Raw genomic sequence first — 20,865 nt, forward strand, 5'->3', positions numbered from 1 at the left:
CTGGCCCTCACAGGGCCTGCGCAATACCTGAGGCCCTTGCTGCCCCTGTAGGAGCTGGCTTGCCTGCGAAAGGGCCGCACAGCGGCCCCAGCAATCTCAAGCCTTGCGCGAAAGCGGCTGCGCGGTAAATTTCACACCCGCCAAACCATGCTCGATCAGCGCCCGGATATTGCCATGGTCACTGCCCTCTGGCGTGGCCACGACATCGCGATAATGCTCACCAAAGGCCAGCAGGGCCTCTTCATCGCTCAAGCCTTCCAGCAGGGCCAGGCCCAGGGTCTTGCACGAGCCTTCGTTCTGCCCTGCGGCGTTTTCCACACCGCCGTTGTTGAAGGCCTGCGGCTGGTAGCTGTAGTGGGCGGCGATAAAGGCCAAGGTGTCGGCAAAGACGTGTTCGCCGCTGGCCAGGCTGGCGCGCAGGGTGTTCAGATCAGTCACGAGGTTTTCCTTTTTCGAACGCCGCTTGTTGTTCGGCGCTGGCTTCTTTCTGGTGTTGGGCTTTCCACTCGGCGTAGGGCATGCCGTACACCGCTTCGCGGGCGTCATCCAGGCTCAGGTCGACCTGACGCTCGTCGGCCGCGGCCTTGTACCACTTGGACAGGCAGTTACGGCAGAAGCCGGACAGGTTCATCAGGTCGATGTTCTGCACGTCGGTGCGTTTCTGCAGGTGTTCGACCAGGCGCCGGAACGCGGCGGCTTCGAGTTCGAGCTGTTGTTGCGGGGTCATGGGCTTCTCTCAGGTCATGCGATTCTTCAGGTGGCGGCCACCGTTGATGACCACCTGGCTACCGGTACTGTACTGGCTTTCGAGTAGGTATTTGACCGTCTCGATCAGCGGGCCGGCGCCGGGTTCGAATTCCAGCAGGGCCTTTTTCAAGGTCTGCTGGCGGTAGGCTTCATCGCCCCCTTCCTTGAGGATCAGCAGCCCAGGCAGGATACCGTTGACGTGAACCTTGGGCGCATATTTTTCGGCGAACGACAGCACCATGTTCTGCAGCGCGGCTTTGGTGGCGGCGTAGCCGATGTGGCTCTTGCTGCCCCGCGAAGAGGTTTCGTCGCAGATGTGGATGATGTCGGCTTTGCCCTCGCTGCCGGCCTTGCCGAGCATTTCGCCCAGGGCCAGGTTGAGGTGGTAGGGCGCTTCGACGTGCAGGCGGAACATGGTGTCGAGGTTGGCCAGGCCATCGTCGAGCCACAGCGATGCGTTGTGAATGATCGCGCGCAAGCCGTCATAGTTGCCTTGCAGGTAGTCGATAAGCGCCTGGCGGTCGGCGGCCAGGCACAGGTCAGCCTGGAACTGCACGATGTTGGGGTGTGCGGGCTGCGGCTGGAGGCTGCGGCTGGCACTGATCACAGTATGGCCGGCTTGGGCCAGGTCGAAGGCAAGGGCCAGCCCGACGCGCTGGCTGGCTCCGGTAACGAGAATTGGGCTGTTCATGTTCGGGGCGGTCAACTTGTCTGTCCTTTCGTTGCCGCCCAGCATACCCGAACTGTTTCCCTCTTGTAGACCAGCCCTCAGCGGCTGCGCAGCGCTGCAGGGGTGGGCGCGGCAGGGTTCAGCCAGCCGGCCAGCAAGCGGGTGGAGAGGGGGATGAACAGGTAGACCATCACTGGCGTCAGGGCCAAGGTACTGAGCATCACGCGGGGTACCAGGTCGAGGCCTGCCAGCCAATGGCCGAACAACAGGTTGAACAGCAACGACACGGGGAAGAAGGCCAGCCAGATGGCCACCGCCTGCTTCCAGCGCGGCGGTTTTTGCACTGTATGGGTGCCAAACCAGTCATCGATACCACTGACACGCGCCTCTTTGGGGCGCTCGAACAGCCCGTTGCCGCGTTGCAGCCAGGCCTTGCGCGAAGCGGAATGCTCCCAGGCGTGCAGGGTAGGTTCGTCGCTGAAGCGGAAGATGATCTGGAATTCATCGCTGTCACGGGGTGGTGCCAGGATGCCGGAGCCGAGGTAGCCGGGGAAGTCGGTGGCCAGTTGCTCGCCTTCATGGAGCCAGGTCAGCAGGTCCTGGTAGCGGCCATGGGCGGCGCGGCGCGACACCATCAAGGTGACGGGTGGGGTAGACATCGTGTATCTCCTGGCGACGGGGCTGGCGGGTAGCTGGCCCCTTGGCTGCGTCGCCCGGGGTGGTGGGCGACGCCAGCGTGCATGCAAGAATCGGGCGCGAATTATCGCGATATTGCAGTGTTCGGCAAGTGTTGGCTGGCAAACGGTTGTTAACCGGCGGCCTATGCTGTCGTAGTAACATGCAGCTTCAACTTCGGCACACAGGGTACAAAGTGCAGATGAACAAACAGGGACGTAGCTCGGCAGTCGATGCGGGCCTGGAGCACCAGGAGCTGTTCCCGATTCGGGAAGTCTCCCGACTGACAGGCGTGAACCCGGTCACCTTGCGCGCCTGGGAGCGTCGCTACGGCCTCATTCAGCCAACCCGCACCGACAGTGGCCATCGTCTGTACTCTCAGGCTGATATCGACGATATCCGCAGCATCCTGGGCTGGCTGGAGCGCGGCGTGGCGGTGAGCAAGGTGGGCAGCATCCTGGTGCGGTGCCAGGCGCAGGTGCAGCAGAGCAGCGACCTGATGGACGTGCGCCTGGCCTGGCAGCAGCAGATTCTCGAGGCGGTGCAGCGCTTCGACAGCGCGAGCCTTCACCGTTTGTTCGATCAGGTGTTCGCTGGCCATACCCTGGATCAAGTGTTCAGCGACATCTTCATGCCGGTGTGGCATGACCTGGCAGCAGGCCAGGGTGGTTACGGTCCGCGGGCGTTTGGGCAGGCCAGCGCCTGGCTGTTTCTCGACCAGTTCTTGCGCGGACGGGTGTTCGTGCGTATTCAACTGGCGCGCATGGCCCGCAGCCGCATGGTGTTGCTGGCGCCATTGCCGGGGCCGTGTCACGAACTGGAGCTGCTGGTAACCGCCTTGTTGCTGGGCAGTGACGAGGTGGGGGTGAGCGTGTTGGCGCCTGGGCAACCCCTGCAGGAGCTGACGCTGATCTGCGAGCGACTCAAGCCTGATGCCTTGGTGTTGTTCTCCAACCAGGCGCCGACCGTGGAATTGAGCAAACGCCTCGAGCGCTTGGTGGTTGGCCTGGAATGCCCGTTATTGCTTGCCGGTGAAGTGGCCGAGCTGGCCCAGGACAGCCTGGCAGGCAGCCCGGTGGCCTGCCTGGGGGCAGAGAGCAGCGTGATGCGTCAGCGTTTGCGGCAGTTTCTGGCCGGTCAGCTCGATACCTGACTGTGCAGCTCTGGGTGCGCCTGACGATGGGCTTGCAGGATATAGCCGCGCAGGCGCTCGATTTCTTCGACCGGGCTGCGGCTTAAATCGTAGGCCGCAAGGTCAGGGCCAATGCGTCGGCGCAGCACCCCGTGCAGCTCGATGGGGGCAATGCCGGCCGGTGCGAAATGCAACTCGAAACGTGCAGGTGCTTGCGCCAGGTCGCGGATCTCGACCAGCGCGCCCTTGAACGAAATTTCGCGAACCCACAGGCCGCTCGGTTGATCGTGTGTATCCAGTAACGCGCTTGGCTGGTCCATGGACAAGCGCCATGGGCGCAGCATCGGGCCGTCTTCGTAGATTTCCGGTGAGCCCAGCTGCAGGTGCAGGGCATGGAACTCGTCTTCCACCAGTTGCAGCGGAAAGCTGATCTGCTGGTTGTTGAACTGCGCCTGCAAGGTGACCTGCTCGTTGGCCACCAACCGGGTGAGCAAGGTCTGGATCCGACGGTCGCCATTGACCAGCAGGCTGGACATCGAGTCAGCCAGGTTCAGCTGTGGCGAATGCTGCATGTTCTGTATGAAATCCAGCTCGTCCTGGGTCAGGAGCGCATCTGCTTGCATGATCGAACTCGGAGGTGGCGATTTCTTCAACGGGATTGACCGTGCGTAGCGCGTTTGGTTCAGGAGCGTAGGTCGTTTTTCGGACGTGCGCACATTTCGGCCAGTTCGCGTTCCAGCTCGACCTGGCGGCTGACGTCCTTCTGGATACCGATGAAGTAGGTGCGTTGGTCGGCGTCACTCTTAACCGGTGTGATCGACAACTCGTTCCAGAACGCGCTGCCGTCTTTGCGGTAGTTGCGCAGCACCTCTCGGCATGGCCGGCCTTCGGCCAAGGCTTTGCGAATGCGCGCACGGCCGAGCTGGTCGCGGTCGCTGCCCTGCAGGAAGCGGCAATCTTGATAAAGAATGTCGTCACGGGTGTAGCCGGTCAGGCGTTCGAAGGCAGCGTTTACGTAGATCAGGATGGTGTCTTCGCCTTCCTGTTCAGCGACCACGATCCCGTCGTTGGACGCATCGACCATGGATTGCAGCAGTTGCGCGTTGATCATGTTCGGGCCATTGGGCGAAGAGGCAGGGGGGCTGGTACTTAGGTAGAGGCGGCCTTTTGCCAGCGTTGAATGCTAGTATCCTACGTTTTCACTCAGTTTCGGAATCCTCTTCCCGATGAAAGTCGCCATTATTTCCGGGTCGGTGTACGGCACCGCCGAAGAAGTCGCCCGTCATGCCGAATCGTTGCTCAAGGCCGCAGGTTTTGAGGCCTGGCATGCTGTACGTGCCACCCTGCAGGACCTTGAAGGTTTTGCACCGCAGGCTTTTCTGGCGGTGACGTCGACCACCGGCATGGGCGAGCTGCCGGACAACCTCATGCCGCTGTACAGCACCCTTCGCGATACCTTGCCCGCCGCCTGGCGTGGCCTGCCGGGCGCGGTGATTGCGTTGGGCGACGCCAGTTATGGCGATACCTATTGCGGCGGCGGCGAGCAGATCCGTGAGTTGTTCGCTGAGTTGGGGGTACGTGAAGTGCAGCCGATGCTGCGCCTGGATGCCAGCGAAACGGTGACCCCGGAAGCCGATGCCGAACCGTGGTTGGCAGAATTTGCCCAGGCGCTGAAGGCCTGACGCCTGTAGGAGCGGCGCAAGGCCGCTCCTACCGCTTCAGCGCTGCACCTCACGCTCACGCAACAACGCCAGCCAAGCCTGCGCCGCCCGTGACAGGTACGCCCCCCGCCGCCAGATGAATGCGATATCCCAACGCAGGTCCTCCGGCGACTGCAGTGGCAAGCGCACCACCCCAGGGCGCTCCAGCGCCTTTGCCACAACACGGGGCAGCAACACCACGCCTTGGCCGGCTGCCACCAACGCCACCAGGAAGTCCGCCTGGCCACTGCGCCCACCTTCTTTCGGGGTAAAACCCTGCTGTTGGCAGGCCTTGAGCAGCCGGTCATTAAGCACGAAGCTGCGCTGATACAGCAGAAAAGGCGTATCGGCCAGTTGCCGCAAATGCACGCCAGCCTCCCCAGCCAGCGCATGCCCGGCCGGCAGCAGGGCATCGAGTGGCTCGTTGCAAAATGGCTGGAACGCGAAGGCTTCGTCACTGGGCGTCAGGCTGCCACCGAGCTCCAGCTCGCCGCTGCGCACCGCCTGCTCGACGCTGCGGCTGCCGCCTTCGAGCAATTGAATCGAGATGTTGGGGTAGCGTCGCCGGTATTCAGCGAACAGGCCGGCGAACAAGGCGTCACTGCCCAGTATCGGCAAGCCCAGCCGCAATTCGCCGCGTGCCATCTGGCCGAGGTCATCCAGTTCGCTGAGCAATGCCTGGCGCTGGCGCAACAACGCTTCGCCGCGCTCTAGCACGATGCGCCCGGCGGCGGTCAGGTGCAGCTGCGAGGCCTGCCGCTCAAGCAGCGGCTGGCCTACATCTTGCTCCAGCTGAGCCACTTGCTTGCTCACCGCCGACTGGCTGATGTGCAGGGTTTGCGCCGCTTGGGTGAAGCCCCCGCGGTGCACCACTTCGATGAAGCTGCGCAGTTGTTTGAATTCCATGGTCGCAATTCCGTTTTGGAATGCTGATCAGTCTAACAATTCGCTTCTGGCCTAGGCAGGCAAATCTTAAAATGAGGGCCTGTCGAGGAAGCACCCCCATGAAACCCGCGTTAGTGAAAAAAGCCCTGCGCCTGCTCGTCGAGCTGGCGATCCTGTTTGCCCTGTTCCTGCTCGGTGGCCAGCTGGCTGTGTGGCTCGGCTGGCCCATCCCCGGTGGCGTGATGGGGCTGGCGCTGCTTCTGCTGCTGTTCGCCAGCGGTGTGGTCAAGCCGGCCACGTTGCAGCTGGGCGCCGGCTGGCTGATGGCGGAAATGCTGCTGTTCTTCATTCCTGCGCTGATGAGCCTGCTCGATTACGGCACCCTGGTGCGCGAGGAAGGCTGGCGCATCCTGCTGGTGATTGCCGTGAGCACGCTGATGGTCATGGTGGTGACTGCGCTCACCGTCGAACTGGTGTGCCGCTGGAGGCTGCGCCATGAGCCTTGAACCCATGCCGCTGTTCTGGTTGGCGCTGACCCTGCTGGCCTATCTGGGCAGCCGCTGGCTGTACCGGCGCAGCGGGCGCTACCTGCTGTCGCCGCTGATCCTGGTCCCTGCGCTGCTGCTGGCGGTGGCCGTGCCGTTGCACACCGCTTATGCCGAGTACGCGCGCAACACGCATTGGCTGATGGGCGTGCTGGGCCCGGTGACCGTGGCATTCGCGGTGCCCATCTGGCAGCAGCGGGCTATGCTGGCGCGCCACTGGCCGGCATTGCTGATGGGCATGCTGGCCGGCAGCACCGCCTCGATCGCCAGCTCCTGGGGGCTGGCTCACCTGTTGGCGCTGGACAATGCGATCAGCCTGTCGCTGGTGCCGCGCTCGATCACCACGCCCTTCGCCATGCCGCTGGCCCACGACCTCGGCGGCGTGCCGGAACTGACCGCGGTATTCGTGATGTTCACCGGGGTACTGGGCGCGATGTTCGGCGGGGTGCTGCTGCGTTGGTTGCCCTTGCGCACACCTTTGGCGCGGGGTGCGTTGTTCGGGGTCGGGGCGCATGGTGCTGGGGTCAGCAGGGCCCAGGAAGTGGGCCGCGAAGAAGGCTCCGTGGCCGGCTTGGTCATGGTCCTGACCGGGCTGTTGAACCTGTTCGCCGCACCGCTGCTGGCCATGCTCCTCTGACCGTTCGTGCCACTGACTCGCAAGGTCATCAAGCTGGCTGGCAACGCAAGTTTCAGCCCATGGGCGGCTGGCTAGACTCTGCCTCGACATAGAGAGCACATGTAAGTGCCGAGGTGACATGCAATGAGCGCAGCCTTGCCCTATTCCGTCAACACAACTCCACCGGGACCGATCTGATGCCTTTGGCCGAGATTCCATTGTGCGTCTGGCGTACCCGGGGACAGAGTTTTACCTTCCGGGGCCAGAGCATCCGCTACTGGACCGCAGGGCAAGGAGAGCCCCTGCTTCTGTTACATGGCTTCCCCACTGCCAGTTGGGACTGGCACTACCTGTGGGCGCCGCTGGCCCAGCGTTTTCGGCTGATCGCCTGCGACATGCTGGGCTTTGGCGACTCCGCCAAACCGGTCAATCACGCATACAGCCTGATGGAACAGGCCGACCTGCAGCAAGCGTTGCTCGCCCACCTCAAGGTCAACCAGCCTGTGCACCTGATGGCCCATGACTATGGCGGCAGCGTGGCCCAGGAGCTGCTGGCGCGGCACCACGAACAGCGCGCGAACATCGCCAGCTGCGTGTTTCTCAACAGTGGGCTGTTCCCCGAGAGCTGCCGCATGCTGCTGATCCAGAAGCTGCTGCTCAGCCGCCTGGGCTGGTTGGTAGGGCGCTCGTTCGGGCGTGACGACCTGGTGCGCAACGTGACCCAGGTTTATGGCCCCTGCACCCACCCCAGTGAAAGCGCACTGGACGATTGCTGGAGCCTGATCGCCGCCAACCGCGGCACGCGCATTTTGCACAAGCTGGCCGGCTACTGGCCGGAGCGCACCCTGCACCGCGAGCGTTGGGTGGGGGCGTTGCAACGTGACGGGGTGCCCTTGCGCTTCATCAACGGTGTGGTCGACCCGGTTTCCGGTGCGCGCATGGTCGAGCGTTACCGGCAACTGGTGCCGGAGCCCGATACCGTGCAACTGCAGGGCATTGGCCATTACCCGCATACCGAAGCACCGGTGCAGGTGTTGCGGCATTACCTGGCCTTTCGTGAGCAGCCGCTGAGTTTTTTGCAGTGCCTGGCATGAGTTTTCAGCGCCTGTGAGATCGAGCGCCGCCTGCGCGGCGATTCGCAGCACAAGGCTGCTCCTACAGGAGATGGGCGGCGCCCAAACCCCAGGAATAATTGGCCAGAAACAGATGTAGGAGCAGCCTTGTGCTGCGAATCGCCGCGCGGGCGGCGCTCGATCTCATCGGCGCTAAAAATCTATCGCCATACCCCGGCGGCCCTAACGCTATCACCTAACAAACACCAGGCAAAAAAAAAGGCCGCTGCAATCGCAGCGGCCAATCGAGACGTTAGATCAAGGAGCTTCAAAATCTACGTCGGTGAACCTCGCAGGCCTGAAGGGCGGGGGGGGGTAGTGCCCTTCATGCCGGCCAGTGAGTTAAGAATAAGCGCTTGATCCTGTAGGAAAAATAGCCGCTTACGACATTCACCTTTACGTTTCGGGCAACAGTGCCCATCCCGCTCAACCTTCAGCCGCGTACCCCATCCGCCAGCTTGTATCGCGCGCTGCAGCCAGCAACCGCTGCGCCGCAGGCCCGTGCTCGTCGGCATGGAAAATCGACGTCGGGCCGACCACAGTCATCACCGCAGCGATCTGCCCCAGGGCGTTGAATACCGGTGCTGACAGCGCATCCACACCCGGCATCAACAGGCCATGCACATGGTGCAGGCCACGTTCACGGATGCCCTCCAGCACGGCCGCATAATCGCTGGCGCTGTGCTGCAGCGCTGCCAGCTCCCGGTCGCGCAACTCGTCAGTTTCGCGCGCCGGCAGGTAGGCGGCGAACACCAGGCCGGTGGACGAACTGAGCAGCGGCAGCACCGACCCGATCTGGGTCACCACCGTAACCGCACGCACCGCAGGCTCGATGCTGACCACGGTCGCGCCCTGATTGCCCCAAACGGCAATGAAGCAGCTCTCGTTCAGTTCATCGCGCAGCTGCGACAACGGCAGCGCCGCAATCTTCAGCACATCGATGCTGCCCAATGCCGCCAACCCCACGCGCAACGCCTCACGCCCCAGGCCATAGTGGTTGGTGGCCGCATCCTGTTCGGCAAAGCCGCTGGCAATGAGCGCCTGCAGGTAGCGGTGCACCTTGCTGGCCGGCATCTGCACATGCTCCGCCAGGCGTGACAGGGACGTGGAAGGAGAGAGTTCGGCGAGTGCCTTGAGGATATCGGTGCCGACTTCCGCCGAGCGGACCTTCTGCTTGCCGTTATCGGTGGGTGAGCTGGCTTTGGCCATGGGCATAGGTATCCGGATTCGTCGAGTCGCGCCTTTATAGCTTGACGCCTTGCCCGTAGCAAATTACGTTATTCGTAATCTGATTACGATAAAAACAATGCAGACGTGCTGCCACCCCAGCAGCCAGCTGCCAGCAACGGCTCTGCCAGAGCCCGGAGGCATCGATGAACCGCGACACGTCCCCCGACCTTCACTACCTGAGCGGCTTCGGCAACGAGTTCGCCAGCGAAGCACTGCCAGGTGCATTGCCGGTCGGGCAGAATTCGCCGCAGAAAGCCCCCTACGGCTTGTATGCCGAACTGCTTTCGGGCACGGCGTTCACCATGACCCGCAGTGAGTTGCGCCGCACCTGGCTGTACCGCATCCGCCCGTCTGCACTGCACCCACGCTTCGAGCGCCTGGCACGTCAGCCGCTGAGTGGGCCGCTGGGCGCCGTCACCCCAAACCGCCTGCGCTGGAGCCCGCAACCCATCCCTGCCGAGCCCACCGATTTCATCGAAGGCTGGGTGCCGATGGTGGCCAACGCGCCCGCAGATAAACCGGCGGGCGTGAGCATCTACATCTACAGTGCCAACCGCTCCATGGAGCGGGTGTTCTTCAATGCCGACGGTGAACTGCTGCTGGTGCCGGAACAGGGCCGCCTGCGCATCGCTACCGAGCTTGGGGTCATGGACGTCGAGCCGCTGGAAATCGCAGTGATCCCACGGGGCATGAAGTTTCGCGTCGAGCTGCTCGATGGCCAGGCGCGTGGCTACCTGGCCGAAAACCACGGCGCGCCGCTGCGCATTCCGGACCTCGGGCCCATCGGCAGCAACGGCCTGGCCAACCCGCGTGACTTCCTCACGCCGGTGGCGCATTACGAAGAAGCCGAGGGCCCGGTGCAACTGGTGCAGAAGTTCCTCGGCGAACACTGGGCCTGCGAGTTGCAGCATTCGCCGCTGGACGTGGTCGCCTGGCATGGCAGCAACGTGCCCTACAAATACGACCTGCGCCGCTTCAACACCATCGGCACGGTCAGCTTCGACCACCCAGACCCGTCCATCTTCACCGTGCTGACGTCGCCCACCAGCGTGCATGGGCTGGCCAACATGGACTTCGTGATCTTCCCGCCGCGCTGGATGGTGGCCGAGAACACCTTCCGTCCGCCATGGTTCCACCGCAACCTGATGAACGAGTTCATGGGCTTGATCCAGGGTGCCTACGATGCCAAGGCCGAGGGTTTCCTGCCGGGCGGCGCTTCGCTGCACGGGGTGATGAGCGCCCATGGCCCGGACGCCGAAACTTGCGACAAGGCCATCGCCGCCGACCTCGCGCCGCACAAGATCGACAACACCATGGCCTTCATGTTCGAGACCAGCCAAGTGCTGCGCCCGAGCCGCCATGCGCTCGAATGCCCGCAATTGCAGGCCGACTACGATAGTTGCTGGGCCACCTTGCCGAGCACCTTCAACCCGAACCGGAGATAACCCATGAACCAGACCGCCATTACCCGTAGCTGGGTCGAGCATGCCAACGGGCACAGCGATTTCCCGCTGCAAAACCTGCCGTTGGGCATTTTCAGCCGGCCGGGTGAAGCGCTGCGCTGCGGCGTGGCCATCGGCGATGCCATCCTTGACCTGGAAGCGGTGCTCGCTGCGGGCTTGTTCGACGGCGAGGCCAAGGCTGCGGTGGAGGCTACCCGCGGTGGTGCGCTGAACGCCTTCTTCGCCCTCGGCCGTAGCGCCCGTGTCGCCCTGCGTGAGCGCCTGCTGGCGCTGCTCGGCGAACACAGCGAACACCAGTCGGCGCTGAAAACCGCGCTTTACCCAGCCAGTGATTGCCAACTGCATGTGCCGGCGAAGATCGGGGACTACACCGACTTCTATGTCGGCATCGAACACGCCAAGAACGTCGGCAAGCTGTTCCGCCCGGACAACCCGCTGCTGCCCAACTACAAGCATGTGCCGATCGGTTACCACGGTCGCGCTTCGACCATTCGCCCCTCCGGTACCGATGTGCGCCGCCCCAAAGGCCAAACCCTGCCGGCCGGGCACACCGAGCCAAGCTTCGGGCCCTGCGCGCGCCTGGACTACGAGCTGGAGCTGGGTATCTGGATTGGCCAGGGCAACGACATGGGCGAGTCGATCCCGGTGGGTGATGCCGCCGAGCACGTCGCCGGCTTCTGCCTGCTCAACGACTGGTCGGCGCGTGATATCCAGGCCTGGGAATACCAGCCACTGGGGCCGTTTTTGTCCAAGAGTTTCATTACCAGCATTTCGCCCTGGGTGGTGACCGCCGAGGCCCTGGAGCCGTTCCGCGCTGCGCAGCCGGCGCGCCCGCAAGGCGATCCGCAGCCGCTGTCCTACCTGATGGATGCACGTGACCAGGCCAAGGGTGCGTTCGATATCGAACTGGAAGTGCTGCTGCTGACCGAGCGCATGCGCGAGCAAGGCATTGCGGCTCACCGGCTGACCCTGAGCAACACCCGCAGCATGTACTGGACCGTGGCGCAGATGGTTGCCCACCACAGCGTCAACGGTTGCCAGCTGCAACCGGGCGACCTGTTCGGTTCGGGCACGCTGTCGGGGGCAACGCCGGGCTCTTTTGGCAGCCTGCTAGAGATCACCGAGGGCGGCAAGCAGCCGGTGGAACTGGCCAGCGGTGAGGTGCGCAAGTTCCTCGAAGACGGCGACGAAATCATCCTGCGTGCCCGTTGCACGCGTGATGGTGTGGCCAGCATCGGCTTCGGCGAATGCCGCGGCAAAGTCATCGCAGCCAACTGAGGGGGCAGGGGTATGGAGCTGTACACCTACTACCGTTCCACCTCGTCCTACCGGGTGCGCATCGCGCTGGCGCTGAAGGGGCTGGGTTACCAGTCCTTGCCGGTCAACCTGCTCAAGGGCGAGCAGCGCGGTGCGGACTATGTCGCTGTGAACCCGCAGGGCCGTGTACCGGCCCTGCGCACCGACAGCGGTGCGCTGTTGGTGCAGTCACCGGCGATCATCGAGTACCTGGAAGAGGTTTATCCACACCCTGCGCTGCTGCCGGACACGGCCGAGGCGCGGGCCAAGGTGCGCGGTGTGGCGGCGATCATCGGCTGCGACATCCACCCGTTGCACAACGTCAGCGTGCTCAACCTGCTGCGCCAGGCAGGGCAGGACGAGCCTCAGGTCAACCAGTGGATCGCGCACTGGATCGGCCAAGGGCTGTCGGCGGTCGAGCAACTGATCGGCGACCAGGGCTTCTGCTTTGGCGACACGCCGGGCTTGGCGGATGTCTACTTGCTGCCGCAGGTGTACGCTGCCGAGCGGTTCAACATCGACCTCGGCGGTTACCCGCGCATTCGTCGGGTCGCCGCCCTGGCGGCCCAGCACCCGGCGTTCATTCAGGCGCATCCTTCGCAGCAGCCGGATACCCCGGCTCAGTGAATCGAACGGTTCACCGTCGGGAGTTTGCCGATCCGCTCGGAAAGCTTCAGGCGCTGGACCGGGTCTTCTGTGAGTAGCAGGGCATGCTCCAGGTCGAAACGTTCGGCCTGCGGGCAATCCAGAAACTGGTAGAGCGATGCGCGGGTGGTGTAGTCGCTGACTTGCACCGGGCCCAGCTGCATTACCCGTTCGGCGTCGATCAACGCCGCCAGGTGGTTGTCGTTGCTGATGTGCAATTGGCGCAGGTTGCGTGACAGGCGTTGCAGCATTTGCCGAGGGCTGGCCGTGCGCATGTGCTCTGCACTCAGCGGCACGTGTGGGCCGAACTGGCGGGCGAGCAGGTCGCGGCAATCGCTGGGGTACAAGCGCCTGCCGCCGCAAGGGTCGAGCAGGTGGTCGGCACCGGGTACGCGCAGCAGGAAGTGGCCGGGAAATGCAACGCCTTCCAGCGGGATCGACAGCCGCCCAGCCAGCTCCAGGGCCAGGATGGCCAGGGTCAATGGCTGGCCACGGCGGCGCTGCAGCACTTTGTCCATCATCGCCGCGTGCGGCCGCAACGGGTGGTATTCATCTTGTTGAAAGCCCAGTGCATTGAGTTGGCGCAGCAGCGGCTGGGCCAGTTCGCACAGGGGCAGCATCGGCAGGTTGGCGCTGATCTCGCGGTGCAGGTCGTGCAGCAGGGCAAGGCTGCTCGCGGGCTCGACACTTCGGTCGTGCTCGGCGGCCATCCACAATGCGGCTTCCAGCAGGGCGACAGGCTCGCGTTCCAGGCAGGCCAGGCAGGCTTGACGTGGCTTCATGGGGCTTCTCCACACACGTTTAACTATTAGCTGTGGCGCGCCGTTTCGTCCAGTGGTCTGACCGAGGCTTCCCGCACTTGGGCCTGCCTATACTGATAGGAGCACCTCGCTGGGGAGCCCGTCGATGTTCGCGCTAATGCAAAGCACCCGTACCCAATCGCTGCACCTGTTCATCGACCCGCCAACGGGGCTGAAAGCGGTGGTGGCGATCCACAGCGAGCAGCTGGGCCCCGCCATGGGCGGTTGTCGCTACCTGCCATACGCCGATGACGAGAGCGCCATGGTCGACGCGATCCGCTTGGCCCAGGGCATGAGCTACAAGGCCGCGCTGGCCGGTTTGGCCTTGGGCGGCGGCAAGGCAGTGATCATGCGCAACCCCCATGTGGAAAACCGCGCTGCGCTGTTCGAGGCATTCGGCCGTTTCGTCGATACCTTGCAGGGGCGCTTCATCACGGCTGTGGACAGCGGTACCTCCACGGTGGATATGGACTGCATCGCGCAGAGCACGCCGCATGTGACCAGCACAACAGCCTCGGGGGACCCTTCGCCCCATGCCGCCATGGGCGTGTTCGCCGGCATCCGCGCCACGTCGAAAGCACGGCTGGGCAGTAACAACCTGGAAGGCTTGCGGGTGGCCGTACAAGGGCTGGGCAACGTTGGCTATGCCTTGGCCGAGCAACTGCACGCGGCGGGTGCAGAGCTGTTGGTGAGCGACCTGGACCCCGGGCGGGTGCGGTTGGCGGTCGAGCAGTTCAATGCCCACCCGGTGACCAACGATGCCTTGATCAGCACCCCCTGCGACATCTTCGCCCCGTGTGGCGTAGGGCCTGTGCTGAACGGGCAGAGCGTGATGCAGCTGCGCTGTGCGGCGGTGGCGGGGGCGGCGAACAACCAGCTGACCACCCTGCAGGTTGCCGACCAGTTGGAATCGCGCGGGATACTGTATGCGCCCGACTATGTGATCAATGCCGGTGGGCTGATCTACGTAGCGTTGACCCATCGGGGCGAAGACCTGGGGACCATCACCGCGCACCTGGCGCGCATTCCTACGCGGCTCACCGAAGTGTTTGGCCATGCCCAGGCAGAGAAGCGCTCGCCGGCGCGGGTGGCGCAGATGCTGGCAGAGCGGCTGCTCTACGGCTAAGCCTGACGCTCCCCCTGTAGGAGCAGCCTTGTGCTGCGAAAGGGCCGGTATAGCTAGCATTAATTGTTCGACTTCAAGGGCCTCTTCGCAGCCCAAGGCTACTCTTACTGGGCTTGGCCTTCGAGCAACTCTGCCAACGCATCTGGCTGGCTCTTGAACGCCCGGGCGAACACGTCGCGGTTCTTGGCCATGTAGATACCGGCTTCCTCGACCTGTTGCTCGGTCAGCGATGGCACCGCCTTGTGCAGCACTTCTGCCAGGCGCTCGGCCAGTTCGAGCATCTTGTCGTGACGATCTGCTTCGGCCTTATCCATGAACAAGCGCTCCGGGTCGCGGCTGCTGCGGTACACCACTTCGACGGCCATTCATCACCTCTATGCCTTTTTGCTGGTTGGGTTGCGTTTTACTGTATCTTTATACAGTAATGGCATTGGGCATCGTTGCGCAACCAGAATCTTCCCGCAAAAGCGTAGCCCACAGGTGCCTTGCGGCAATCGGTCGCCTTCCAAGGCGAGGGCCTGGCCCTTTAACTGCATGGCACAAGCGTCACACAGGTGACGCATCATCCTTCATGGCGTATCGGGGAATGGGACAATCGTGAACATCAAATGGGCTGAAAAGCTGCGCAAGGGCCTGCACGGCTCGGCCGACTCGCTGGGCAACCTGTGCGTCGAGGCATTCCATTATCTGGCGCTATTCGGCATTGGCGCCATCACCGCCTACGCGGCGGTGATGACCTTCCTGGACATGCTCGGCAAGGGCGGGGTCAGTGTCGATGACATCCTGCTGCTGTTCATCTACCTGGAGCTGGGGGCCATGGTTGGGATCTACTTCAAGACCAACCACATGCCCATCCGCTTTTTGCTGTACGTGGCGATCACCGCGTTGACGCGCCTGTTGATCGGCGATGTCTCGCACCACAAGGCGCCGGACGAGGGGCTGTTGTACCTGTGCGGTGGCATCCTGTTGCTGGCGTTCTCGATCCTGGTGGTGCGCTACGCGTCGTACCGCTACCCCTCGACCAAGGTGCTGGATGCCAATGGCAAGGAAGTGGACGAGGGCAAGTAGCCCTCAGTTGGCCACGAAGTGACGCGGTGCATGCTGCGCATCGCGGGTGAGCGCGGCGAGCACTTGCATCGGGTTCTGGCTCAGTTCGATGGCCAGGCCCAGGCGGATGCTGTCGATGACCCGCTGCAAGCGCACCGGGTCGTTACGCTGAGCCTGGCTGATCAGGCGCTTGGCGACCACGCCAGCGTCGTCGGCAAGGGTGAGCATGATGCTGCCATCCAGGTCGACGATGCTCAGGTTGACCCGGTACTCGGGGGCGAAGGCGGCGCTGATCTGTGCGAAGGGGTTGTTCATGGTCATGCGTTCTGCAGCGATTGAGTGCAGGGGTTGACCGGCATGAGCGCGCGTTGGTTCAGCGCCGTTGATCGACAGAAACGAAAACGCCCGGCAATAGGCCGGGCGTTTTGTTACCACCCTCAGGCGTCGGGGTCACTTAGCTCCAGCACGCCGCGCTTGCTGCGCAACTTGCCGTAGAAGTGTTCAAGCGCGTGGTTGAGCTTGGTGGCGGCGCCATCGACCGCCTGGTCCAGCGAGGTGGCGGTGTGGGTCACGGAAATCGGTTGGTGGCCTTTCGGGCGAGCCTCCATTTGGCAACGTTTGTCATGCGGTCCGGGTTTGGCGCCGTTCTCGTCGCGCAGGTGCACCTCGATGCGGGTGAGGTCGTCCTCGTAACGTTCCAGTGAGCTTTCCAGCGTACTGCGGACCCACTCGTCGAGCCGGGCGTTACCTTCGATATGGTTGCTGCTGTTGACCTGGATTTGCATGATTCAATCCTTATTCAGCTTGCTCGCATGGAGGCGTGCCTAGGCCCTTGAGACCCTTGGAATTTCTGCGCCTCTTGACTCTAAGGTCAGGCAACGGCGGAATGATTTCAAGCCCTTTTTGAAAATAAATTTCTTGTTGCAACTGCAAGGCGAGGGCCGCGCAGCGACCCCCGGGTTTCGTCAGAAGGCTACCGAGGTCTGCACGTAGAGGGTCCGTGGTTCACCCACATACTTACCCTTGTTGTTGTCGTCGAACGAACGCGTGTAGTACTCGCGGTTGAACAGGTTCTTCACGCCTACCGCCACCTTCAGGTTCGACAGCTGCGGGCCAAAGTCATACCCGGCGCGGGTGCTGACCAGCATGTAGCCGGGGATACGCCCGGTACTGCCATCGGCACTTTCCTCGCCGGTATTGGCGTTGTCGGCATACTGGCTGCTCTGGAAACTGCTATCCAGGTCCAACTGCCACGGGCCTTCGGTGTAGCCGACGCCCAAGGTGCCCTTGTGCCGTGAAGAGAACGGCACCTGATTACCCTTGTTCGGGCCGTCTTCGCGAATGGTGGCATCGACGAACGCGTAGCTGGCATGCACGTCGAAGCCGGCCAGTGCCGGGCTCAGGCCGTCGAGGGCATAGCGGATGCTGGTCTCGATGCCTTGGTGACGGGTCTCACCGCGTGCAATCACCGAATCGTTGGTCTGGTTGCTTTCATACTGGTTGTCGAAGTTGATCAGAAACGCGCCGATCTCCGCTTGCACGTCGCCATTGTCGTAGCGGGTGCCGACTTCCCAGGTGCGTGCTTTTTCGGGTTTTACTTCACCGCTGCTGACGCGGTTGGGCATCTGGCTGTACTGCACGCTGCCGAACGAACCCTCGGTGTTGGCATACAGGTTCCAGCGGTCGGTGAGGTGGTACATCACGTTCAACGCCGGCAACGCGGTGTTGTAGCTGCCCTGGTAACGCTGGCCATTGAGCGTGTTGCTCTGTTCGGAGTCGATCATCTCGTAGCGTACGCCCGGGGTGATGGTCCAGCGGCCGATGTCGATACGGTCGTCCAGGTAGATGGCGTGGGCTTCGGTGCTGCCGCGGGTATCGCGGTCGTTGCGGCTGGCAGTGGTCGGCAGGTCGCCGTTGACCGGTTCGCGGAAGCGCAATTCGTGGCCGGCTTCGTTGACATAGCGGTAGCCGATGCCCAGTTCGTGCCAGCTGTCACCCAGCGCAACGCCTTGGGAGAACCGGGTTTCGATACCGCGCACCCAGTATTCGCGCGGCGACAGCGAAACGAAGCTGCCCTGGTCGAGGTAGCCACTGCGCAGGGTTTTGGTGAAGAAGCTGTTGACGCTGAACTGGCGGTCGTCTTGCTTGTAGTCGTAGCCGACGTTGACCAGCGTGCGACGGCCCCAGAATTTGTCCTTCAGGCGCGTCGACTGGTAAGGGTCGGCATCGAAATCGGCGGTGCTCAGGCCGCCGGGCATGTCGGCTTCGCCTTCGTAGTATTGGGCCATGGCGTGCAGGCTGTTGGCCTCATCCAGTTGCAGCTTGCCCTTGAGGATCAGGTCATCGATCTGCGTGTCGCTGTGCTCGCGCCAGTCGCCGCCACGGGTGCCAGAGTAGAGCAGGGCGCCGCCCAGGCCGTTGGCATTGGTGCCGCCGACCAGCAGATTGGCGCTGTTCTTGAAACCGTCGTGGCTCGAGGACGGGCTGATCTGGTTTTGCATGGCGGCCTTGAAGGTGGCCTCTTCAGGGATTGCACGGGTCACGAAGTTGACGATGCCGCCGACGTTCTGCGGGCCATAGCGCACCGCGCCGCCGCCGCGCACCACGTCCACGGCATCCATGTTGCCCATGCTGATCGGCGCCAGTGACAACTGAGGCTGGCCGTACGGCGCGAACGGCACCGGGATGCCGTCCATCAGCACGGTGGAGCGCGACGCCAGGCGTGGGTTGAGGCCACGGATACCAAAGTTCAGCGCCAGGTCATGGCTGCCGGTGCCGTTGTTGTCTGGCGCATTCACCCCAGGGATGCGGTTGAGCACTTCGCGCGCGGTGGTGGCGCCGCTGCGTTCGAAGGCTTCACGGCGCACGACGTCGCGGGCGCCGGGGTGTTCGAAGACGTTGTCTTGCTGGGCTTCGGCCAACCAGTCACCGACCACCGTTGAGGCGCCCAGCTCGACGGCGGCGCTGGTACTGGCGGCACTCAGCGGCTGCAGGCTGAAGGCGTTGTCGGTTTCTTGCCGGGCTTGCAGGCCACTGCCGCGCAGCAGCGCGTCGAGGCCCTGGCGCACATCGTACTGGCCGTCCAGGCCTGGGGTGTTCATGCCTTGGGTCAATTGCGAGCCGAACGAGATCAATGCGCCGCTCTCGCGACCGAACTGGTTGAGGGCGTCTTCAAGGGAGCCGGCGGCGATGTGGTAAGTGCGCGCTTCGGCGTGGGCCGCGGGGGTGGCGAGGCCGAGGGTGGTGGCGAGCAGCAGGGCGTGGACGAGGGGGCTGGGGCGCAACGGCATGGGTGAGGTCCTGAGAGAAGGGGTTTGCCTTGTCTGTCACGCGAACGTTGGGAAATGGCTCAGGTGAATGCAAAAAATCTGCGGCTGCTGTGCAGCCTATGGCCGGCAAGCCAGCGTCCACAGGTAACTGCGCAGGCTCAGACCTTGTGAGGACCCTGTGGGAGCGGGCTTGTCCCGCGAATGGGGATACGCGGTGCATGGCACCGGCTTCGCCGGTGTTCGCGGGGCAAGCCCGCTCCCACGCGTCAATTTTTAGAAATTGCGCAAGACAGTTGCTCCCATAGGGGCTGTAGTTATTGCGAGGGTGGCGCTGTAGGTGGGGGCCCGGCAACCTCACGTCAGGCTATCGACCGTCACCCAGTACCGGGTAAACCGTCGCACCCGTACCGGCAATGCCACCTCCAGCATCTGCAGAATTCGCTCACTGTCATCCAGCGGGTAAGACCCGGAAATCCGCAAGTCGGCGACCCGCTCGCTGCACCCCAGTTGCCCCTGCCGGTAGCGGCCGAGCTCGGCCAGGAAATCCCCCAGGCGCATCTGCGACGCTACCAGCATGCCGTCGACCCAGGCCCCGGCATTGCGGTCCAGCGCTGTGACCGCCCGCCAGCCGTTGCCCCCCAATCGGGCCTGTTGCCCTGCCAGCAAGGCCTCACCCGACACAGTGGCGACGCCACTGAACACCGACACCAGGCTGAACCCGTCGTACTGGCGCACGTTGAAACGGCCGCTGTCCAACTGCAGCGCAGCTTCGCCGGTGCGCAGCAGCAAGGGCCGGGCATCCTTGGCCACCTCCAGCGCCAGTTCGCCTTCGAGCAGGCGCACCACCCGCTGGTGCCCATCAAAGCGCACATCGGCGGCGCTACGGGTATTGAGTTGCAGCAGGCTGCCGTCTTCCAGGTTCAGCCGCCGACGCTGGCCGACCGGGCTGCGGTAGTCGGCCATTAGCCCTGGCAACGGGTTGTGCTGCTGCAGCCCCAACCCTGTGGCACTGGCCACACCGAGCAACAACAGGGCCTTGAGCGCACGCCGTCGAGCGGCCGATGGCGGCGCTTGCAGCGTCGCATGCACCACGGGCGAAGCCACCCCACGTAGCCGCTGATTGACCTGCTGAATATGCGCCCAGGCGCGCTGGTGTTCGTGGTCGGCTTGTAGCCAGTGCTCCAGCGCCAACTGCTGGGCCCGATCAAAATCATCACCCTGGGACTCGATCAACCAATGCACGGCCTGCTCGGCTACCTGCGGAGAAAACTGGGTATTCACAGGGCGAAGTAACAGCGCATGGCCGCCTTGTTCAGGTAGCGTTTGACCGTGGCCAGTGACACGTTCAGCTCACGCGCGATTTCGCCTTGGCCCAGGCCGTCGACCTGCGCCAGCAGGAAGGCACGCTTGACCAGCGCTGGCAGGCCATCCAGCAGGCGGTCTAGCTCCAGCAGCGTCTCGAAGATGATCGCTTTCTGTTCTTCGCTCGGTGCCACGTCTTCCGGCACTTGGGCCAAGGCTAGGAGGTAGGCGCGTTCCAGTTCCTGGCGCCGAAAGTGATTGCACAGCACCCGCTTGGCGACCGTGGCCAGGAACGCCCGGGGTTCGATCAATTGCGGTGTCTCGCGTGCTTGAAGCAGGCGTACGTAAGTGTCCTGCGCCAGGTCGGCGGCACTCTGCGGGCAGCCAAGGCGGCGGCGCAACCAGCCGGTCAGCCAGTTGTGATGGGCGTGATAGAGGCCTTCGACCGTGGAGGAAAGGGCGCTGGACACCGTGGATACTCCGGCGCCAAGATGCGCGATTGGAAGTAATAATTGTTCGCATTGTAGTGGGCGACCCTGTGCTCGGCAATCCTCCAGGGCCGCATCGCCAGCCCGTCAGCGATGGGCGGCTAAGCAGCGGCAATA

At 63.5% G+C, this 20,865-nt stretch carries 25 protein-coding genes; 10 read left to right on the forward strand and 15 right to left on the reverse strand.

Features of this window, described 5'->3' with window-relative positions:
* Positions 1-96 precede the first annotated feature (96 nt).
* Genes AB7M33_RS13080 through AB7M33_RS13095 form a run of 4 tightly spaced genes read right to left on the reverse strand, consistent with a single transcriptional unit; the run spans position 97 to position 2,076 of the window.
* Positions 97-438, reverse strand: coding sequence for a HopJ type III effector protein (locus tag AB7M33_RS13080; protein ID WP_027595248.1), 342 nt, complete (start codon positions 436-438; stop codon positions 97-99).
* Positions 431-727, reverse strand: a complete 297-nt coding sequence (locus AB7M33_RS13085; protein ID WP_027595249.1) for a DUF1244 domain-containing protein — start codon at positions 725-727, stop codon at positions 431-433. The genes AB7M33_RS13080 and AB7M33_RS13085 overlap by 8 nt, the downstream gene beginning before the upstream one ends.
* Before the next feature lie 9 nt (positions 728-736).
* A complete protein-coding gene (gene folM / locus AB7M33_RS13090; RefSeq protein WP_454242946.1) occupies positions 737-1,483 on the reverse strand; it encodes a dihydromonapterin reductase in 747 nt (248 codons plus the stop codon).
* A 32-nt stretch (positions 1,484-1,515) separates the two neighbouring features.
* Positions 1,516-2,076 carry an antibiotic biosynthesis monooxygenase gene (locus AB7M33_RS13095; protein WP_027595251.1) on the reverse strand — a complete coding sequence of 187 codons (561 nt, stop codon included), beginning with the start codon at positions 2,074-2,076 and terminating at the stop codon, positions 1,516-1,518.
* A gap of 218 nt (positions 2,077-2,294) precedes the next feature.
* On the opposite strand from AB7M33_RS13095, the gene AB7M33_RS13100 reads away from it, so the two are divergent.
* On the forward strand, positions 2,295-3,245 hold the full coding sequence (locus AB7M33_RS13100; protein ID WP_454242947.1) for a MerR family transcriptional regulator: 951 nt from the start codon (positions 2,295-2,297) through the stop codon (positions 3,243-3,245).
* Here the strand turns inward: AB7M33_RS13100 and AB7M33_RS13105 are convergent.
* Positions 3,230-3,847, reverse strand: coding sequence for a hypothetical protein (locus AB7M33_RS13105; protein WP_027595253.1), 618 nt, complete (start codon positions 3,845-3,847; stop codon positions 3,230-3,232). The genes AB7M33_RS13100 and AB7M33_RS13105 overlap by 16 nt on opposite strands.
* 59 nt (positions 3,848-3,906) lie before the next feature.
* Positions 3,907-4,335 (reverse strand): PAS domain S-box protein, encoded by a 429-nt coding sequence (locus AB7M33_RS13110; protein ID WP_027595254.1) that lies wholly within the window; start codon positions 4,333-4,335, stop codon positions 3,907-3,909.
* 115 nt (positions 4,336-4,450) lie between these two features.
* Between AB7M33_RS13110 and AB7M33_RS13115 the strand changes: the two genes are divergently transcribed.
* Positions 4,451-4,906: a flavodoxin gene (locus tag AB7M33_RS13115; RefSeq protein ID WP_454242948.1), complete on the forward strand. Its 456-nt coding sequence runs from the start codon at positions 4,451-4,453 to the stop codon at positions 4,904-4,906.
* 36 nt (positions 4,907-4,942) lie between these two features.
* On the opposite strand, the gene AB7M33_RS13120 is transcribed toward AB7M33_RS13115, so the two are convergent.
* Positions 4,943-5,830, reverse strand: coding sequence for a LysR family transcriptional regulator (locus AB7M33_RS13120; protein ID WP_238209652.1), 888 nt, complete (start codon positions 5,828-5,830; stop codon positions 4,943-4,945).
* Positions 5,831-5,928: 98 nt separating this feature from the next.
* Between AB7M33_RS13120 and AB7M33_RS13125 the strand changes: the two genes are divergently transcribed.
* The 3 genes from AB7M33_RS13125 (at position 5,929) to AB7M33_RS13135 (ending at position 8,064) form a co-directional block, all read left to right on the forward strand.
* Complete coding sequence (locus AB7M33_RS13125; RefSeq protein ID WP_186702479.1) at positions 5,929-6,315, forward strand: CidA/LrgA family protein; 387 nt, start codon at positions 5,929-5,931, stop codon at positions 6,313-6,315.
* Positions 6,305-6,991, forward strand: a complete 687-nt coding sequence (locus AB7M33_RS13130) for an LrgB family protein (protein WP_027595258.1) — start codon at positions 6,305-6,307, stop codon at positions 6,989-6,991. Before AB7M33_RS13125 ends, AB7M33_RS13130 begins: the two co-directional genes overlap by 11 nt.
* 176 nt (positions 6,992-7,167) lie before the next feature.
* Positions 7,168-8,064 (forward strand): alpha/beta fold hydrolase, encoded by an 897-nt coding sequence (locus AB7M33_RS13135; RefSeq protein ID WP_085273947.1) that lies wholly within the window; start codon positions 7,168-7,170, stop codon positions 8,062-8,064.
* A gap of 444 nt (positions 8,065-8,508) precedes the next feature.
* Here the strand turns inward: AB7M33_RS13135 and AB7M33_RS13140 are convergent, their stop codons facing one another.
* The gene (locus AB7M33_RS13140; RefSeq protein WP_027595260.1) at positions 8,509-9,291 is read right to left on the reverse strand and encodes an IclR family transcriptional regulator; all 783 of its coding nucleotides are present in this window, start codon (positions 9,289-9,291) and stop codon (positions 8,509-8,511) included.
* Between the two features lie 164 nt (positions 9,292-9,455).
* Here AB7M33_RS13140 and hmgA point away from each other — a divergent pair, with 164 nt between their 5' ends.
* The 3 genes from hmgA to maiA are packed head-to-tail and all read left to right on the forward strand — an operon-like array spanning position 9,456 to position 12,698.
* A complete protein-coding gene (gene hmgA, locus AB7M33_RS13145) occupies positions 9,456-10,757 on the forward strand; it encodes a homogentisate 1,2-dioxygenase (protein WP_454242949.1) in 1,302 nt (433 codons plus the stop codon).
* A 3-nt stretch (positions 10,758-10,760) separates the two neighbouring features.
* A complete protein-coding gene (gene fahA, locus AB7M33_RS13150) occupies positions 10,761-12,053 on the forward strand; it encodes a fumarylacetoacetase (RefSeq protein ID WP_454242950.1) in 1,293 nt (430 codons plus the stop codon).
* 12 nt (positions 12,054-12,065) lie between these two features.
* Positions 12,066-12,698, forward strand: coding sequence for a maleylacetoacetate isomerase (gene maiA, locus AB7M33_RS13155; RefSeq protein ID WP_454242951.1), 633 nt, complete (start codon positions 12,066-12,068; stop codon positions 12,696-12,698).
* Here maiA and AB7M33_RS13160 read toward each other — a convergent pair.
* Positions 12,692-13,498 carry a SirB1 family protein gene (locus AB7M33_RS13160; RefSeq protein ID WP_454242952.1) on the reverse strand — a complete coding sequence of 269 codons (807 nt, stop codon included), beginning with the start codon at positions 13,496-13,498 and terminating at the stop codon, positions 12,692-12,694. The two genes, maiA and AB7M33_RS13160, sit on opposite strands and share 7 nt — an antisense overlap.
* A gap of 124 nt (positions 13,499-13,622) precedes the next feature.
* Between AB7M33_RS13160 and AB7M33_RS13165 the strand changes: the two genes are divergently transcribed.
* A complete protein-coding gene (locus tag AB7M33_RS13165) occupies positions 13,623-14,642 on the forward strand; it encodes a Glu/Leu/Phe/Val dehydrogenase family protein (RefSeq protein ID WP_027595265.1) in 1,020 nt (339 codons plus the stop codon).
* A gap of 104 nt (positions 14,643-14,746) precedes the next feature.
* On the opposite strand, the gene AB7M33_RS13170 is transcribed toward AB7M33_RS13165, so the two are convergent.
* Complete coding sequence (locus AB7M33_RS13170; RefSeq protein WP_027595266.1) at positions 14,747-15,007, reverse strand: YebG family protein; 261 nt, start codon at positions 15,005-15,007, stop codon at positions 14,747-14,749.
* 232 nt (positions 15,008-15,239) lie between these two features.
* On the opposite strand from AB7M33_RS13170, the gene AB7M33_RS13175 reads away from it, so the two are divergent.
* On the forward strand, positions 15,240-15,710 hold the full coding sequence (locus AB7M33_RS13175) for a phosphate-starvation-inducible protein PsiE (protein ID WP_027595267.1): 471 nt from the start codon (positions 15,240-15,242) through the stop codon (positions 15,708-15,710).
* Positions 15,711-15,713: 3 nt separating this feature from the next.
* Here AB7M33_RS13175 and AB7M33_RS13180 read toward each other — a convergent pair whose 3' ends face one another.
* The 5 genes from AB7M33_RS13180 to AB7M33_RS13200 all read right to left on the reverse strand — a co-directional run bounded on the left by AB7M33_RS13180 (position 15,714) and on the right by AB7M33_RS13200 (position 20,730).
* Positions 15,714-16,004: a DUF3509 domain-containing protein gene (locus AB7M33_RS13180; protein ID WP_027595268.1), complete on the reverse strand. Its 291-nt coding sequence runs from the start codon at positions 16,002-16,004 to the stop codon at positions 15,714-15,716.
* 122 nt (positions 16,005-16,126) lie between these two features.
* Positions 16,127-16,474 carry an HPF/RaiA family ribosome-associated protein gene (locus tag AB7M33_RS13185; RefSeq protein WP_027595269.1) on the reverse strand — a complete coding sequence of 116 codons (348 nt, stop codon included), beginning with the start codon at positions 16,472-16,474 and terminating at the stop codon, positions 16,127-16,129.
* 180 nt (positions 16,475-16,654) lie between these two features.
* The gene (fecA, locus tag AB7M33_RS13190; protein ID WP_454242953.1) at positions 16,655-18,979 is read right to left on the reverse strand and encodes a TonB-dependent Fe(3+) dicitrate receptor FecA; all 2,325 of its coding nucleotides are present in this window, start codon (positions 18,977-18,979) and stop codon (positions 16,655-16,657) included.
* 333 nt (positions 18,980-19,312) lie between these two features.
* Positions 19,313-20,239: a FecR domain-containing protein gene (locus AB7M33_RS13195; protein WP_099430411.1), complete on the reverse strand. Its 927-nt coding sequence runs from the start codon at positions 20,237-20,239 to the stop codon at positions 19,313-19,315.
* Complete coding sequence (locus AB7M33_RS13200) at positions 20,236-20,730, reverse strand: sigma-70 family RNA polymerase sigma factor (RefSeq protein WP_099430410.1); 495 nt, start codon at positions 20,728-20,730, stop codon at positions 20,236-20,238. The genes AB7M33_RS13195 and AB7M33_RS13200 overlap by 4 nt, the downstream gene beginning before the upstream one ends.
* Positions 20,731-20,865 lie beyond the last annotated feature (135 nt).

This window comes from Pseudomonas sp. Y3 TE3536, from assembly GCF_053629175.1.

Bases quoted from the DNA above. Each gene is read 5' to 3' on its own strand.
- AB7M33_RS13120 (WP_238209652.1), bottom strand. From the start codon at position 5,830: ATGGAATTCAAACAACTGCGCAGCTTCATCGAAGTGGTGCACCGCGGG.
- AB7M33_RS13160 (WP_454242952.1), bottom strand. From the start codon at position 13,498: ATGAAGCCACGTCAAGCCTGCCTGGCCTGCCTGGAACGCGAGCCTGTC.
- AB7M33_RS13085 (WP_027595249.1), bottom strand. From the start codon at position 727: ATGACCCCGCAACAACAGCTCGAACTCGAAGCCGCCGCGTTCCGGCGC.
- maiA (WP_454242951.1), top strand. From the start codon at position 12,066: ATGGAGCTGTACACCTACTACCGTTCCACCTCGTCCTACCGGGTGCGC.
- AB7M33_RS13185 (WP_027595269.1), bottom strand. From the start codon at position 16,474: ATGCAAATCCAGGTCAACAGCAGCAACCATATCGAAGGTAACGCCCGG.
- AB7M33_RS13165 (WP_027595265.1), top strand. From the start codon at position 13,623: ATGTTCGCGCTAATGCAAAGCACCCGTACCCAATCGCTGCACCTGTTC.
- AB7M33_RS13180 (WP_027595268.1), bottom strand. From the start codon at position 16,004: ATGAACAACCCCTTCGCACAGATCAGCGCCGCCTTCGCCCCCGAGTAC.
- folM (WP_454242946.1), bottom strand. From the start codon at position 1,483: ATGCTGGGCGGCAACGAAAGGACAGACAAGTTGACCGCCCCGAACATG.
- AB7M33_RS13125 (WP_186702479.1), top strand. From the start codon at position 5,929: ATGAAACCCGCGTTAGTGAAAAAAGCCCTGCGCCTGCTCGTCGAGCTG.
- AB7M33_RS13170 (WP_027595266.1), bottom strand. From the start codon at position 15,007: ATGGCCGTCGAAGTGGTGTACCGCAGCAGCCGCGACCCGGAGCGCTTG.
- hmgA (WP_454242949.1), top strand. From the start codon at position 9,456: ATGAACCGCGACACGTCCCCCGACCTTCACTACCTGAGCGGCTTCGGC.
- AB7M33_RS13110 (WP_027595254.1), bottom strand. From the start codon at position 4,335: ATGATCAACGCGCAACTGCTGCAATCCATGGTCGATGCGTCCAACGAC.
- AB7M33_RS13095 (WP_027595251.1), bottom strand. From the start codon at position 2,076: ATGTCTACCCCACCCGTCACCTTGATGGTGTCGCGCCGCGCCGCCCAT.
- AB7M33_RS13135 (WP_085273947.1), top strand. From the start codon at position 7,168: ATGCCTTTGGCCGAGATTCCATTGTGCGTCTGGCGTACCCGGGGACAG.
- AB7M33_RS13130 (WP_027595258.1), top strand. From the start codon at position 6,305: ATGAGCCTTGAACCCATGCCGCTGTTCTGGTTGGCGCTGACCCTGCTG.
- fahA (WP_454242950.1), top strand. From the start codon at position 10,761: ATGAACCAGACCGCCATTACCCGTAGCTGGGTCGAGCATGCCAACGGG.
- fecA (WP_454242953.1), bottom strand. From the start codon at position 18,979: ATGCCGTTGCGCCCCAGCCCCCTCGTCCACGCCCTGCTGCTCGCCACC.
- AB7M33_RS13100 (WP_454242947.1), top strand. From the start codon at position 2,295: ATGAACAAACAGGGACGTAGCTCGGCAGTCGATGCGGGCCTGGAGCAC.
- AB7M33_RS13115 (WP_454242948.1), top strand. From the start codon at position 4,451: ATGAAAGTCGCCATTATTTCCGGGTCGGTGTACGGCACCGCCGAAGAA.
- AB7M33_RS13105 (WP_027595253.1), bottom strand. From the start codon at position 3,847: ATGCAAGCAGATGCGCTCCTGACCCAGGACGAGCTGGATTTCATACAG.
- AB7M33_RS13140 (WP_027595260.1), bottom strand. From the start codon at position 9,291: ATGGCCAAAGCCAGCTCACCCACCGATAACGGCAAGCAGAAGGTCCGC.